The 13,855-nt window shown below is 73.6% G+C and carries 12 protein-coding genes; 4 read left to right on the top strand and 8 right to left on the bottom strand.

Annotation, left to right across the window (positions count from 1 at the left end):
- Nucleotides 1-140 precede the first annotated feature (140 nt).
- On the bottom strand, nt 141-1,439 hold the full coding sequence (locus tag MMF93_RS25810; RefSeq protein ID WP_242755228.1) for an NAD(P)/FAD-dependent oxidoreductase: 1,299 nt from the start codon (nt 1,437-1,439) through the stop codon (nt 141-143).
- Between the two features lie 239 nt (nt 1,440-1,678).
- Here MMF93_RS25810 and MMF93_RS25805 point away from each other — a divergent pair, with 239 nt between their 5' ends.
- The 4 genes from MMF93_RS25805 to MMF93_RS25790 all read left to right on the top strand — a co-directional run bounded on the left by MMF93_RS25805 (nt 1,679) and on the right by MMF93_RS25790 (nt 6,489).
- Nucleotides 1,679-3,517 carry a molybdopterin-dependent oxidoreductase gene (locus MMF93_RS25805; protein WP_242755226.1) on the top strand — a complete coding sequence of 613 codons (1,839 nt, stop codon included), beginning with the start codon at nt 1,679-1,681 and terminating at the stop codon, nt 3,515-3,517.
- A 122-nt stretch (nt 3,518-3,639) separates the two neighbouring features.
- The gene (locus MMF93_RS25800) at nt 3,640-4,299 is read left to right on the top strand and encodes a fasciclin domain-containing protein (RefSeq protein WP_242755224.1); all 660 of its coding nucleotides are present in this window, start codon (nt 3,640-3,642) and stop codon (nt 4,297-4,299) included.
- A 238-nt stretch (nt 4,300-4,537) separates the two neighbouring features.
- Nucleotides 4,538-5,410 carry a PP2C family protein-serine/threonine phosphatase gene (locus MMF93_RS25795; RefSeq protein ID WP_242755222.1) on the top strand — a complete coding sequence of 291 codons (873 nt, stop codon included), beginning with the start codon at nt 4,538-4,540 and terminating at the stop codon, nt 5,408-5,410.
- Nucleotides 5,407-6,489 carry an MASE1 domain-containing protein gene (locus MMF93_RS25790; protein ID WP_242755220.1) on the top strand — a complete coding sequence of 361 codons (1,083 nt, stop codon included), beginning with the start codon at nt 5,407-5,409 and terminating at the stop codon, nt 6,487-6,489. The genes MMF93_RS25795 and MMF93_RS25790 overlap by 4 nt, the downstream gene beginning before the upstream one ends.
- A gap of 122 nt (nt 6,490-6,611) precedes the next feature.
- On the opposite strand, the gene MMF93_RS25785 is transcribed toward MMF93_RS25790, so the two are convergent.
- The 7 genes from MMF93_RS25785 to MMF93_RS25755 form a co-directional block, all read right to left on the bottom strand.
- Nucleotides 6,612-7,208 carry a DUF4291 domain-containing protein gene (locus MMF93_RS25785; RefSeq protein ID WP_341483308.1) on the bottom strand — a complete coding sequence of 199 codons (597 nt, stop codon included), beginning with the start codon at nt 7,206-7,208 and terminating at the stop codon, nt 6,612-6,614.
- A 175-nt stretch (nt 7,209-7,383) separates the two neighbouring features.
- A complete protein-coding gene (locus MMF93_RS25780) occupies nt 7,384-8,217 on the bottom strand; it encodes an aldo/keto reductase (protein ID WP_242757779.1) in 834 nt (277 codons plus the stop codon).
- Between the two features lie 288 nt (nt 8,218-8,505).
- Nucleotides 8,506-8,925 (bottom strand): PPOX class F420-dependent oxidoreductase, encoded by a 420-nt coding sequence (locus MMF93_RS25775; RefSeq protein WP_242755215.1) that lies wholly within the window; start codon nt 8,923-8,925, stop codon nt 8,506-8,508.
- Between the two features lie 222 nt (nt 8,926-9,147).
- Entirely contained in the window at nt 9,148-10,329 is a 1,182-nt protein-coding gene (locus MMF93_RS25770; RefSeq protein WP_242757778.1) for a phosphopentomutase, read from the bottom strand.
- Between the two features lie 146 nt (nt 10,330-10,475).
- Nucleotides 10,476-11,639: an alanine racemase gene (locus MMF93_RS25765; protein WP_242755213.1), complete on the bottom strand. Its 1,164-nt coding sequence runs from the start codon at nt 11,637-11,639 to the stop codon at nt 10,476-10,478.
- Between the two features lies 1 nt (nt 11,640).
- The gene (locus tag MMF93_RS25760) at nt 11,641-12,876 is read right to left on the bottom strand and encodes an aminotransferase class V-fold PLP-dependent enzyme (protein ID WP_242755211.1); all 1,236 of its coding nucleotides are present in this window, start codon (nt 12,874-12,876) and stop codon (nt 11,641-11,643) included.
- 1 nt (nt 12,877) lies between these two features.
- Entirely contained in the window at nt 12,878-13,846 is a 969-nt protein-coding gene (locus tag MMF93_RS25755) for a phosphotriesterase family protein (RefSeq protein ID WP_242755209.1), read from the bottom strand.
- Nucleotides 13,847-13,855: the final 9 nt, after the last annotated feature.

The following is a 13,855-nucleotide window of genomic DNA, read 5'->3' as shown; positions in this document are numbered from 1 at the left end:
GGAATTGTGGTCGGAGCCGGGATCGTGGTCCGAGCCGGGATCGTGGTCGGAGCCGGGATGGTGGTTGCGGTCGTGGCCGGGGGCCTGGCGCGGGGGGCGCCGCGCGGCTGTCCACGGTCCGGCCAGGGGAGAGCGCGGGCTCACCAGCGCACCCCCAGCGCACGGGCCGCCTCCACCCCGGAGCGGCAGCCGTCCTCGTGGAAGCCCCAGCCGTGGTAGGCGCCGGCGAACGCCACGGGACCGCGGTTCAGTTCGGGCAGCCTCCGCTGTGCAGCCACCGACTCGGGCGTGTAGACGGGGTGCTCGTAGACCATGCGCGCGAGCACCCGCTCCGGATCCACGCGGTCGTGGGCGCCCAGGGTGACGACGTGTTCCTCGGGCGCGTCCAGCCGCTGCAGCCGGTTCATGTCGTAGCTGACCCGCACCCGCCCGGCCGGGGTACGGCAGTCGGGCATCAGGTAGTTCCACGACGCGCGTGCGCCGCGTGCGCGGGGCAGCGGGGCGGGGTCGGTGTGCAGGAGCGCCGGGTTGCGCGAGTAGCGGAAGGCGCCCAGCACCTCGCGCTCGGCCTCGGTCGGTTCCGCCAGCAGCCGCAGCGCCTGGTCGGGGTGGGTGGCCAGCACGACGGCGTCGTAGGCGTGCGCCGTGCCGTCCTCGGTGACGAGCGTGACCCCGTCAGCGCCGTCAGCGTGTCTGCGCACCGCCCGCACGGGCGTGGCGGTGTGGACGGCGCCGAGTTGCTTGCCGACGCGCTCGACGTACTCACGCGAACCGCCGGTCACCGTGCGCCACGGCGGGGAGCCGGAGATGCCGAGCATGCCGTGGTTGTCGAGGAAGCGGAACAGGTAGCGGGCCGGATAGCGCAGCGCCGTGTCGGGCGCGCACGACCAGACGGCCGAGATCACCGGCGTCACGAAGTGGCTCACGAAGTACGGCGAGAACCCGCCCCTGCGCAGGAACTCCTCCAGCGTGACCGCGTACTGCCTGTCGTCCGCCGTGCCGGCGCCCTCCTGGTCCAGCAGGCGCAGCGCACGCCGGTGGAAGACGGGCACCTGGGCGAGCATCCGCAGGTACCTGCCGCGCAGCAGATGTCCGGCGCGCGGCACCAGTCCGCGCGGCCCCTTGGCTCCCGCGTACTCCAGGCCGCAGCCCTCGCACCGTACCGACATGCTCATCTCGGACTCCTGGGTCGTCACGCCCAGCTCGCCGAAGAGCCGCGTCAGCAGCGGATACGTCCGGCGGTTGTGCACGATGAAACCGGAGTCGACCTGGAGGACGCGGCCGTCGGCGGAGACGACGTCATGGGTGTGCGCGTGGCCGCCGAGCCGGTCGTCGGCCTCGTAGAGCGACACCGCGTCCGTGTGCCGCAGGACGTGTGCCGCCGTCAGCCCGGCGACTCCACTGCCCACCACGGCCGTCCTGCGCCGCTGTTGCGTCATGCTGCTCCTCCCACTGCGGAGCACGCCCCCACGGCCGGCCGCGACCGTCTTCCGCGAGTCGCTCGCCACTCGCCGCTGAGCGGGGTGCGTGCCTTTTCGCTCTGCATTCGGAGCCGCGGGCCTCGCGGCTTGGCCCGGGCGGGGAGAGGTCGTCCGCGTGAGGCCATCTCCGCCGCGCGTGTCCCGCCGGATGTCATCCGATCGAGGGATCGACCAATCCGCCGGACGGGCTGAGCCGAATGTGGGGTGTGAGCAACGAGAGGAAGCCCCGCATCGGCGCCGTGACCGGCGCGCTGGGAGCGCTGAGCGGCGTGATCGCCGGATGCGGCGCCCTGGCCGTCGCGGAGTTGGCGTCCGTGCCCGTGCGCCCCGAGGCCGGTCCGGTCACCGCCGTGGGCGGTGCCGTGATCGACCGGGTGCCCGCGCCGGTCAAGGACTTCGCCATCCGCACGTTCGGCACCAACGACAAGCTGGTCCTCCAGCTGGGCATCGTCGTCCTGCTCGCTCTCTTCGCCGTCGCCCTCGGCGTCCTCGCCGTGCGCCACCGGCCGGCCGGCTCGGCGGGCGTGCTGCTCTTCGGCGCCGTGGGCGGCTGGGCCGCCGCGGGCCGCCCCGACGGCTCGCTCGTGGACGCGGTGCCCTCCGTGGTGGGAGCCGTGGCGGGCAGCGCCGTGCTGTACGCGCTGACGGGTCTGTTGAGGCCGTCCGGTGCGGTCACGGAGCCCGTCGCGGCCGGCGACACGTCCCCGGTCGGTGACGCGCCGACAAAGGGTGCCGGGGCCGAGGACGGTGCCAGTGCCGAAGGCGGCGCCGGCATCGAGGGTGACGCTCGGCCGGTGGCCGACAACTCGGCGGCAGCCGGTGGTGAGGCGGGGCCCGAAGCCCCGGCGACACCCGAAGACCCGGGGACAACAGGCGGCGAGGCACCCTCACCCAGCGGCTCCGGCAAGCCGCGGCTGCTGCTGGCCAAGGGGACGGGCGGGGCGGGATTCGATCGGCGCCGGTTCGTCCTGGGCGCGGGCGCGGCGTCCGTGGGAGCCGCCGGGGTGGGACTGCTCGGGCGGGGTCTCAACTCCCGCAGCGGCGCCGAGGCCGTCGCCTCCCGCACCGACCTCACCCTGCCCGCCCCCGTCTCGCGGGCGGCGCCCGTACCGCGCGGCGCCGAGCTGGACATCGACGGACTGAGCCGGTTCGTGACGTCGAACAACCGGTTCTACCGCGTGGACACGCTGCTGCGGGTGCCGAAGCTGTCGGCGGCCGACTGGTCGCTGCGCATCCACGGCAAGGGGGTGCGCGACGAGCTCACCCTGGACTACGACCAGTTGCTCGCCAGGGGCCTCGTCGAGCGGGACATCACCCTCACCTGCGTCTCGAACCAGGTGGGCGGCGAGTACGTCGGCAACGCGCGCTGGCTGGGGGTTCCCCTGGCGCCGCTGCTGCGCGAAGCCGGCGTGCGGCCTCCGTCCAAGGGCGGGCCCGCCGACCAGCTCGTGGCCCGCTCCGAGGACGGCATGACGCTCGGCAGCCCGGTGGACACCGTCATGGACGGCCGGGACGCGATGCTGGCCGTGGGCATGAACGGCGAACCGCTCCCCTTCGAACACGGCTTCCCCGTGCGCATGGTGGTCCCCGGCCTGTACGGCTACGTCTCGGCGTGCAAGTGGATACGCGAGCTGGAGCTCACCTCGTTCGACGACTTCGACGTGTACTGGGTCAAACGGGATTGGGGACGCCGGGCCCCGATCAAGACCCAGTCGCGGATCGACACGCCGGGGCCGCTCGCCGACCTGAAGGCCGGCAAGGTCGCGGTCGCGGGCGTCGCCTGGGCGCAGCACCGCGGCATCGACCGGGTCGAGGTGCGCGTCGACGACGGCTCCTGGCACACCGCGCGGCTCGCCGAGGAGGACTCCCGCGACACCTGGCGCCAGTGGGTGTGGGAGTGGAACGCGACGCCGGGGTCCCACCGGCTCCAGGTGCGCGCGACCGACAGGACGGGGCGCACCCAGACCGCCGACCGCGTCGGCACGGTGCCCGACGGCGCCACCGGACGGCACTCGGTGGTGGTCGACGTGACGTGACCGCCGCTCCCCCCTGACCACCGAACCGCCCGCCCCCGACCACCGAACCATCCGTAGCCCACGCATGCCTCACCTCGTGCCCGACATGAGCGGCATGACCGTCACAACAAGGAGTAATCGCAATGACCAGCACCACCACCCGTGCCCGTCGCGTCCTGCTGGCCGCCACCGCGGCCGTCGTCCTCCCGCTCGGTCTGACCGCGTGCGGCGGTGACGACGGGGGCTCCGACAAGGCGTCCGACAAGAAGAGCGAGCAGAGCAAGAGCTCGCCCAAGGAGACGGACGAGAAGCAGGACATGGCCATGGACACCTTCGGTGAGGCCTGTAAGACCGTGCCGAAGTCGGGCAAGGGCAGCTTCAAGGGCATGGCCCAGGACCCGGTCGCCACCGCCGCCTCCAACAACCCGCAGCTGTCCACGCTCGTCGACGCGGTGAAGAAGGCCGGGCTGGTCGACACCCTCAACAGCGCGAAGGACATCACCGTGTTCGCGCCGACCAACGACGCCTTCAAGAAGATCCCGAAGGCCGACCTGGACAAGGTCATGAGCGACAAGGAGATGCTGAAGAAGGTCCTGACCTACCACGTGGTGGGCGAGCCGCTGGACAAGGCGAAGCTGGCCGACGGCTCCTACCCGACGCTGGAGAAGCAGGAGCTCACCACGAAGGGCTCCGGTGACGCCTACAAGGTCAACGACTCGGCGAACGTCGCCTGCGGCAACGTGAAGACCGCGAACGCCACCGTCCACATCATCGACACGGTGCTGATGCCCCCGAAGAACTGACCCACCCCCCCGTGCCCGGGCCGGCCGCACCGCCGCCCGGGCACGGTGCCCCCACCCCGTCGGGCGTGCGGCCCGACGGGGATCTCGCGCGGTCGGCGGCCGGACCACGAGCGGATGCCCTGCACGCCCCGGAGGCGCTCGCCGGGCGGTGGAGGCGCCCGCCGGGCGGTGGAGGCGCCCGCCGGGCCCCGGAGGCGCTCGCCGGGCGGGGGAAGCGGCCCGCGGCTACGCTCGTGCCATGGGTGGCCGCCGTCACGCCCGTCCGGCGAGCGCCGACGATCTGCTCTCGCAGCTCGGACGGCTCACCGCGAGGGTGCGGGAGGAGATCGAGGTCCAGCGGGCCCGCGTCGAGCTGGCCGAGGCCCTGCAGCGGGGCATGCTGCCCGCCACCCTGCCGACCGCACCCGGGCTGCGCGTCGCCGCCCGCTACGCACCGGCCGGCAACGGGCTCGACATCGGTGGCGACTGGTACGACGGCTGCCGGCTCTCCGACGGCACTCTGGCCTTCTCCGTCGGCGACGTGCAGGGCCACGACGTCGAGGCCGCCGCCTACATGGGTCAGGTGCGCATCGTCCTGCGCGCGGTCGCCGCCATGGGCCCGACCGATCCGGGCGACATCCTGGCCACCGCCAACGAGCTGCTGGCCGCCACGGACAACCCGCTCTTCGCCACCTGCCTCTTCCTCTGTTTCGACACGCGGACCTGGAGCGTACGCACCGCACGCGCCGGGCACACCGGAGCCGTATGGGCGCGAGCCGACGGAGTGTGCGGCATCGTGGAACACTCCGAGGACGAGATCGGGCTGCCGCTGGCCGTCATGGAGGGCGAGACGTACGCGGTCACCGAGTACCGCTTCACGCAGCCCGGAGCGCTCGCCCTGCTGACCGACGGAGTGGTCGAGGGGCCACGCTTCCCCCTGGAGGAGGGTCTGGCGGCGGTCGCCCAGGTGCTGCGCGACGGCGTCTTCGAGGACCCGGAGACGCTCGCCGACCGGGTCATGGAGGTCACCGGGCGGACCGGGCACACCGACGACGCCGCCGTCCTCGTACTGCGCCATGACGGCCCTGAGGCGTGTCAGACGGACGACGCGGCGCCTGAGAGGGTGAGATGAGTGGCGTGGCACCCACGCACTCGACGGCGGACCGCGCGCCGGACCCCTCCCCCGCTCCGCACGGACGGGCCCGCCCGGAGCGCGGCACGGGCAGGATCCGTGGCCGGCTGCTCGCCGGTTACGTGCTGCGCGTCGCTCTGATCGCCCTCGGCTACTACGCAGGCGGCCTCGTCGGGCTGCTGCGGCACGTGACGGTCGAGGGAGCCACCGTCACCCCGTTCTGGCCGCCGACGGGCATCGCCGTGGCCTGCCTGCTCCTCTTCGGCGCGGGCCTGTGGCCCGGCGTGACGCTCGGCGCCCTGCTCGTGGTCAGCGGCATGGGCCCGCTCAGCCTGACCGCGGTGGGTTTCATCGCCGGCAACACACTCGCCCCACTGCTCTCGTGCGCCCTGCTACGCCGCACCGGGTTCCGCACCGACCTGGACAGGTTCCGGGACGCGGTGTGCCTGGTCTTCCTGGGCGCCTTCCTCGGCATGCTGGTGAGCGCCACCGTCGGAACGCTGATGACGGTCGCGGGCGACGGCCTGACACTGTCGGACTTCTGGCCCGTCTGGTCGGCCTGGTGGGCCGGTGACGCGGTCGGTGTCCTCGTCGTCACCCCGCTCCTGCTGGCGCTCCGCAAGCTGGAGGTACCTCGCGACCGCGCGCAGGTCGCCGAGGCGGTGGCCCTGGCGGCGGCGACAGCGGCACTGGCCCTCCTGGTGACCCGGAGCACGATCAGCCTCCTCTTCCTCATCTACCCGCTGCTGGTGTGGGCCGCGCTGCGGTTCCAGCTGGCGGGCGCCGCGGTGTGTACGGCGATCCTGTCGGTCTGCGCGACATGGGCGGCCACCGACCGCGCGGGGGTCTTCGCGCGCCAGGACCTGATCGAGGACATGATCAGCCTCCAGGCCCTCAACGGTTCCGCCGCGCTGACGGCCCTGCTGCTGGCCGCGGTCACCGCCGAGAGGCGCAACACCCAACGGCGGATCGCCGCGGCCTGCGACGACCTGGCGGAGATGGTCGATGTTCTCGCCCCCAAAGGCCGCGGCCCCCGCAACTTCCCCGCCGGCGGACGCACGGGACAGCGCCACGGCTGACAACCGGGCGGGACGGCGAGGAGACGACAGGCGTCAGGAGACCAGGCAGGCCGGTGCCAGGGGGCCGGCCGACGCCAGGTGGGTCGGTGTCAGGTGGCCGGCCGACGCCAGGTGGGGCGGTGTCAGGGGGCCAGGTGAGCGAGGAGTTCCGCGCCCGCGGGATACGGACGCTCGGGTGGAAGGAGACCGCGGGCGGCGGCCAGATCGCCGTCACGGACGGCGGCATGCACCCGGTGGGCGAGCGGCGTGACGTCCGTGAGGGAGACGATCCACTCGTCGGCGTACCGCCGCGTCGCCTCACCGGCCAGCCCGAGCTGGAGCGAGCGGTGCGGCAGCGGACGCAGGTGCAGATCCCGTTCGGGGTCCCACTGGACGCGGGCCGGGGACTGCCGCAGTCGCCGCTTCCACTCCGCGTGGTCGGCGTGGCGCTCGGCGTCGTAGTGCGTGAGACACGCGTTGCGCAGCGCCCACCCGAAGCCCTCGCGGGCGATCTCGACCGCGAGCACCGTCTCCTGGTCCTCCTTCGCCGCCCAGCCGCAGCGGTACATCATCCAGAGGAAGGACGGCTTGATCCACGTCATCCGGTCGCGCTTCCAGGAGGCAGGGAAGCGCCCGTCGCGGGCCGCCGGCAGGCCCAGTCGCGGTGCGTACGCCTGGTAGACGGTGACGGTGGACGCCGTGTAGGCGGCCCGTATCTGGTGGGTGGGTTGTTCCGACACGGCGTCCACGGTCTCCGGTTACGGCGCGGAGTGCCAGCGAATTAGCCGCGGCAGCGCCCGTGGAACACGGTCACGCCTGTAGACCCTGTCCTCTCCTCGGCCCCGTCCGGGAACGGGCCGCGCGCGGCCTGCGCTGCTCCCCGCCGACCGCCGACATCCGGCCGCTGACCGCCGGTCACAGGATCTCCAGCGGACGCTTGCCGGCCGGCGGCGGGAACGCCTCGTCCAGCGCGGCGAAGTCCTCCTCGCCCAGGACCAGGTCGGCCGCCGCCCGGTTCTCCTCGACATGGCGGCGCGAGGAGGCCTTGGGGATCGCGATGACATCCTCGTGGCGCAGCACCCAGGCCAGTGCCACCTGCGCGGGCGTCACCGCGTGGGCTTCGGCGACCGCGTGCAGCGCCTCATGTCCCAGCAGCCGCCCCTGCTCGACCGGCGAGTAGGCCATGACGGGCACGGACAGCTCGCGGCAGCGGGGCAGCAGCGCGTACTCGGGGCCGCGCCGGGTGAGGTTGTAGAGGATCTGGTCGGTGTCGGGCACGGCGCCCCGCGGGAGGTCGGCGAGGTCGTCGGTGTCCAGGTTGCTCACGCCCCAGGAGCCGATGCTGCCCTGGCGCACCAGTTCCTCCAGCGCCTCGACCGTCTCCGCCAGCGGAACGCCACCGCGCCAGTGCAGCAGGTACAGGTCGATGCGGTCCGTGCCCAGACGGCGCAGGCTCGCCCGGCAGGCCTCGACCGTGCCACGCCGGTCGGCGTTCGACGGCAGCACCTTGCTGACGAGAAACGCCTCGTCCCTGCGCCCCCGGATCGCCTCGCCCACCAGCTCCTCGCTGGCCCCGCTGCCGTACATCTCGGCCGTGTCGATGAGCGTCATGCCCAGATCGAGGCCCGTCCGCAGCGCGTCCAGCTCCTCCGCGCGGCGGGAGGGGTCGTCCCCCATGTGCCAGGTCCCCTGCCCGAGGGCCGGGACCCGCGCACCGGAAGGAAGGGTCACTGTACGTATCACGTGGATCGTGGTCCTTTCCGTGCGACGGTGCTGAGGGGTACCCCCATGATCGCCGCTCCCCTCCCGGGCCGCCCAGCGGGGGCCGCCGCGGGTGCGCCCGCCGAGGGCCGACGCGGGCGCCCGCCCGCGGGCCGACAGGGAACCGACGGGGTGTGGAGGGGGTGTCGAGGGGTGACGACGGGGTGTCGACGGGGGTGCCCGACGCACGACGGCGGCTTCCCCGGCGGCTTCGGCGCCGCCGGGAAGCCGCCCCGCGGTCCGGCCGGTCCCGCCGTCCGGCCGTCCCGGTGGTCGTCAGCCAGGCTGGCTGCTGTCCTTCATCGAGCCCCAGCCGTGCCAGCGCTCCACCGCGACCCAGGCGCTGACCCGGGGGCGTTCGCGGTCCGGGTACTGCTGGCCGAGATAGTGCTGGGCGAGGCGGTCGATGTCAGTGAGGCCCTCGTCCGGCCTGAACTCCTCGACGTGGCCGATGAGGCTGATGTGCGTGTACCAGTCGTCCTTGCCGAGGACGGTGAGCGTCACGCGGGGGTCGTTGCGCATATGGGACAGCCGCTTGCGCCCCTCGTCCATGTTGACCAGCACCCGGCCCTCGTCCCACAGGTACCAGGTCGCCGTGGACACCGGCTGCCCGTCCGAGCGCAGCGTGGTGATGACGCAGGGGTTGGGCTCGGACAGCATGGCGACTGCCGCGTCGGTCAGTGGTGGCTTCGACACGTGTGATCCTCCTCGGTGCGTGTGCGGTTCTCGTTCCGCGGCCCGGGTGCCCACTCCGCCCGCGCCGCACAGGACGCCTGCTCAGCCTGGCACACGCCCCGAGTGTCAGGCGCGCAGCGGGGACGGCCCGGCGCCGTCAGGTAGCTCGTGAGGGGAGCCGTCACGTAGCTCGTGGTGGGAAACGACCGGTGCACGTGTCGCGGACCGTGCCGCGCTCCGGGCTCAGACCGCGGCCGCCTCCGGTATACGGGTGCCGTTGGCCAAGGCTGCCGGGTCGAGGCCGAGGGCGGCGGCGGCCGTGGCGCCCACGTCGGCCAGGCTTCCCGCGTCCGGGAGCAGTTCCACGCCCGGGGCGCCGGGGCGGTGAATGAGCACGGGCACGTACTCGCGGGTGTGGTAAGCGTGGCCGATCGTCGGGTCGTTGCCGTGGTCACCGGTGACCACCAGACGGTCCCCGGGCTCGTCCAGCAGCGCCACCAGCGCGGCCAGACCCGCGTCGACCTGTTCGAGTATCCGTGCGTACCGCTCCGGGTCGCGCTGGTGTCCCGCCAGGTCGCTCTCCTGCACGTTGGCGACGACCAGCGCCTCCCCGGGTGCGCGGACCGCCTCCAGGGTGTGGGCGAGAACGTCCGCGGTGGGCACGGCCGGCCGCCGCACGGCGGCCTCGCACGCCAGGATGTCCGCGGCCTTGCCGACGAGCGTCACCGGGACCCTGGCGCGGGCGGCCAGCTCGGGGAGCTGACGGGTGTGGTCGAGCTCCGCGCCCAGGTGCCGCACCTGGAGTCCGCCGTTGCGGTAGAAGCCACTGGCCGGTGTGTCCAGGCCGACGGTGCCGCCGTCGCCGGGCCGGACGAAGCGGGGCAGCGGTCCGTCGGCGTGACCGCCCACGGCGATGACCCGGGCGACGGGCGCGACGTCACGCACGGTGCGGGCGACCGCGAGAAGGGCGTCGAAGTTCAGGTCGTCCAGCCGTGCCGAGGCGTTCCAGTTGATGCCGGGGTCCGCTTCGAGGTTGTCGTGCACGAGCACACCGCCGTCGACGACCAGAACCGGTCCGCCGTCGAGTGGCTCGACCCGGTGACCTGCCGCGCGCAGGGCCGCGGTGACCTCCTCCAGGTGCTCACCGAGACGGGCGACCGTCACCCGGCTGAAGTCCGCGCCCATCATCGTCTGGTGCCCGGCGAACGTGTCGGCCCCCGGATAGCCGAGCGCGGCCCTGCCCGCCGCGACGGGCAGCCGGGTGCGGCGGGCGAGGTCCGGATGCGGGTGGATCAGGCCGAGTCCGAGCGCGCCGAGCGCGGGCAGCCGCAGGGGCCGTCCGAACGCCTCGCGCGCGTGGTCGAGGACGTGCCCGCAAGTGTCGGCTGCCGCGTCACCCGGACGCAGCACGCCCGCGTCGGGCATGGCACCGACACCGAAGCCGTCGATGACGACGATGACGGTGCGGCCGGTGCGCTCGGTGCGGCGGGAGTAACTGGAAGAGTCGGAGGGGCCGGAAGGGCCGGTGCGACAGGTGGGGCCGATGGGGTCGGCCGGGTCGTCATGGGTGGTCACAGTGCCCTCCCTCGTGCGTCGTAGAGACCGGTCAGCCTCGGCGTCCCGGACGAGAGTCCGGCGACGACCGCGACCGTGGAGCGGGTGACGAAGATCTGCGTGCGGAACGCCAGCAGCGCCGTGTCACCCGCCCGCACGTCCGCTCCCGCCTCGGGGGGCGCCAGGAGGCGGTAGTAGTCGATGTTCTCGGCGGGCGCGTCCTGGACGGCCAGCCGCGTGCCCGCGCGGGGCAGCAGGGCGGAGCTGATGTGCGAGCGGGCGTAGAAGCCGCCGCCGAACACCGCCGGACGGCCGTCGGCCAGGGTGTGGGCGACCTCGGTGACGTACACGTACGCGGGCCGCTCCGGCTGCGTGGTGTCGCGGGCGTGCAGCGGGGTCGTGCCGGTCAGCGCGTGCCCCGGCTCACCGTGCGTGGCGCCGAGGCGCGCGAGCAGCGGCAGGCTGGCAGCACACGTGGCGCTGGGGGCGCTCAGCTTGAGATCCTGGTGTCCGCGCGCGGCCAGCAGATCGCGTGCCCTGACGGCGAGGTCGAAGTTGGGCGTCGGCGTCGGCTCCCCCGTTTCCGGGTCGCACAGGACGCAGGGGAACGCGGTGACCCCGGCGATCCTGATGCCCGGCAGCCGCTCCGCGTCCTCGGCGAACTTGTCGAGCGCCGCCAGCGGTACACCGCCCTCCTGCCCCGGGTAGACGGATCCGGCCGCACCCTCCAGCCGTACGAGGACGTCTTGGACCATGCCCAGACGCTGTGCCTGCTCGGAGACGGCGCGCGCGTTGGCCAGGTCGTAGACGGTGACGGCCTCGGGCCGCCAGGCCAGCAGCTCGGGCAGTGCACGCTGGGGGACCTGCACGAGGTGTCCCAGGTTGCCGGCGCGGGCGCCCGCCGCGTGCAGGGTACGGGCCTCGTCCTGGTCGATGGCGGCGAACCGGGGGATGGCACGGGCCACCGCGCGGATCAGCTCGGGATTGCGGCCGAACTGCTTGACGACGAACCACAGGGACAAGCCGAGACGTTCGGCCTCGGCCGCCAGGAGGGCGGCGTTCTCCTCGATGGCGTCCAGGTCCATGACATAGGTGTCGGGCGGGATCTCGCCGCGCCGGTGCAGGTCGGCCGCGACGTCGGCGAGCCCCGGGTTGCGGGCGAGAAGGCTGTCGAGAAACACGTCAGTCCTTTGCTCGGTGCGTGGCGGGCGTTGCGGGGGTGGCGGGCGTTGCGGGGGTGGCGGGTTGGGGAGTTTCGGTGGCCGGCGGCTCCGCCGTGCGCCCGCCCTGGGCGCGCAGCTCCCACAAGGTGCGGCGCAGCACGGACAGGACGAGGTCGGCGCCCGCCCGCATCGGGTTGACGCGGATCGCCCAGTCGGCCAGCTCCGGGGCGTCGTCCAGGCTGGAGCTGGACATGCGGTAGAACAGCGGCGCCACCTCGTAGCGGGAGTTGGAGCCCACCGGGTAGGGCGCGGCACCGAACCGGGCGGCGACCTCGGGCACGCGGCGCGCCACGGGCGTGTCGAGTTGGATGATGAGGCATCTGTCCTGCGCGTTGGCCAGGCGCACGTCGGTGACGCCCGGCACCTCGCCGGCGGCGAGGCGTTCGGCGACCTCGGCGCCGACGCGCGACTGCACCGCCCACATCACCGGCACGTGCGTGAGGGCGCGCAGCGCTTCGAGGGCCTGGTGGCCTTGGACCTGCCCACCGCCCGAGTAGTTGTCGGCGCGCACCCCGTCCACCAGGTCCCCGGCACCGACGACCACGCCGACGCCCTCGGGGCCGTGCAGTTTGAACAGCGAGAAGCACGAGGCGTCCGCGCCGAGTTCGACGCCGCAGGCGGGCACGCGGAAGGCCGCGTAGTTGTCGTCGACGAGGCTGCGTACACCCGCGTTCGCGCAGGCTGCCAGGGCCTCGCCGGGGTCGTAGGAGTCGGCGAGGCGCTGCCGGGTGTGCTGGACGTAGGCCCACCGGAACCGGCCGGAGGCGAGCGCGTCGCGCAGCGCCACCGGGTCGTTGAAGTCGACCTCGACCGCCTCCACGCCCAGGCCGCGCAGTGTCACCGCCGTGGTGCGGTACACCGGCGCACGGTGGATGAGCAGCGGCTCGCCGGGGCTCACGGCGGCGCTGAGGGCGGCGCGGATCGCTCCGGTGCCCGCGCCCTGGACCAGTGCCGCGTCCTGCGCGCCGAAGTAGTCGGCCAGTACCGCCTCGACCCGGGACGTCGTCCACGGCCTGCCGAGCCCGGGCACCACGCCGGTGTCCGCGGTGAACAACTCCTGCCCCCGGAAGTGCGCCGCGGTGGCCTCCAGCAGCCGGAACTGCCACCTGACGGCCTCCTCCACCGGGACGGTGGCCAGCGGATACGTCCGCGGGAGTGCACCGGGGGGTGTGGGTGCTGCTGCCGCTGGTGTCATGTCAGTCCTCCTCCGGGCTCGCGCCGGTCAGGAAGCGCGTCGGGTTGCGCCGCGTCATCAGGTCGATCAGGTCCTCGTCGACGCCCGCGGCGCGGAGCGCGGGCAGGAACGAGCGGAAGAGGTGGCCGTAGCCCTTCCCGCCCTCGCTCAGCAGGTAGCCGTGGCGCGAGATGTCGCAGCTGAGCAGGGCCCGGTCGGCGTGGCCCGCCTCCAGCAGCGCGAGGAGGAGGCGCAGCCGTACCTGGTCGCTCTGGTAGCTCTCCTTTCCGACGGTGTCGAAGGCCACGTACGCGCCCGCCTCGGCCAGCCGGCGGTGCACGGCGGGGTCGTCCAGCAGGTCCTGGTGGCCGACGCAGATCCGGTGCGGGGCCAGGCCCTCCGCCGTCAGCAGGTCGAGCTGGGCGAGTCCGCCGTGCCCCAGTTGGGCGTGGGTGGACACGGACAGCCCGGTGGCGAGGGCGGCGCGGGCGGCGGCCCGCAGCGACCTGGCCTCGGGTTCGCTGGGGGTGTCGCCGTGGCTGCCCACCTCGCCGAGCACACCGGGCCGTACGCCCGTGGCGCCGATGCCCTGTTCGATCTCCTGCACGAGCGTGCAGGTCAGCTGCTCGACGGAGGCGCCTGCCAGGTCCGCCTGCGGGTGGAACGGCTCGTAATACCACCCGGTGGCGGCGACGACGGCGACACCGCTTTCGCGGGCGATCCGCACCAGCGCGTCCGGGTCCCTGCCCATGCCCCGGCAGGTCAGCTCGACGACGAGGGAGAGGCCGAAGTCCTGTCGCAGCGCGGCCAGTTCCCGGCTGACGGCCGGGCCGTGCCGCCGTGCGTCGAGGACCGCCGCCGCGTCGCCCTCGCGGTCCAGGTCGAGGGCCAGGTGTTCGTGGGCGAGTACGGGGCCCGTCAGCGACTCGGCGGCGAGCGGCCCGGTGACGGTCCGCAGCAGGCCTTCCCGGATGTGCGGGGTGGTGGTCATGGTGCGGGT

It is taken from the genome of Streptomyces tubbatahanensis (genome assembly GCF_022699385.1).
Taxonomy (GTDB): Bacteria; Actinomycetota; Actinomycetes; order Streptomycetales; family Streptomycetaceae; genus Streptomyces; species Streptomyces diacarni.
Note: the sequence above shows the minus strand (reverse complement) of the source record. Positions and strands in the feature narration are given on the sequence as shown.

Bases quoted from the DNA above. Each gene is read 5' to 3' on its own strand.
- MMF93_RS25800 (WP_242755224.1), top strand. From the start codon at position 3,640: ATGACCAGCACCACCACCCGTGCCCGTCGCGTCCTGCTGGCCGCCACC.
- MMF93_RS25790 (WP_242755220.1), top strand. From the start codon at position 5,407: ATGAGTGGCGTGGCACCCACGCACTCGACGGCGGACCGCGCGCCGGAC.
- MMF93_RS25755 (WP_242755209.1), bottom strand. From the start codon at position 13,846: ATGACCACCACCCCGCACATCCGGGAAGGCCTGCTGCGGACCGTCACC.
- MMF93_RS25770 (WP_242757778.1), bottom strand. From the start codon at position 10,329: ATGCCCGACGCGGGCGTGCTGCGTCCGGGTGACGCGGCAGCCGACACT.
- MMF93_RS25805 (WP_242755226.1), top strand. From the start codon at position 1,679: ATGTGGGGTGTGAGCAACGAGAGGAAGCCCCGCATCGGCGCCGTGACC.
- MMF93_RS25760 (WP_242755211.1), bottom strand. From the start codon at position 12,876: ATGACACCAGCGGCAGCAGCACCCACACCCCCCGGTGCACTCCCGCGG.
- MMF93_RS25810 (WP_242755228.1), bottom strand. From the start codon at position 1,439: ATGACGCAACAGCGGCGCAGGACGGCCGTGGTGGGCAGTGGAGTCGCC.
- MMF93_RS25795 (WP_242755222.1), top strand. From the start codon at position 4,538: ATGGGTGGCCGCCGTCACGCCCGTCCGGCGAGCGCCGACGATCTGCTC.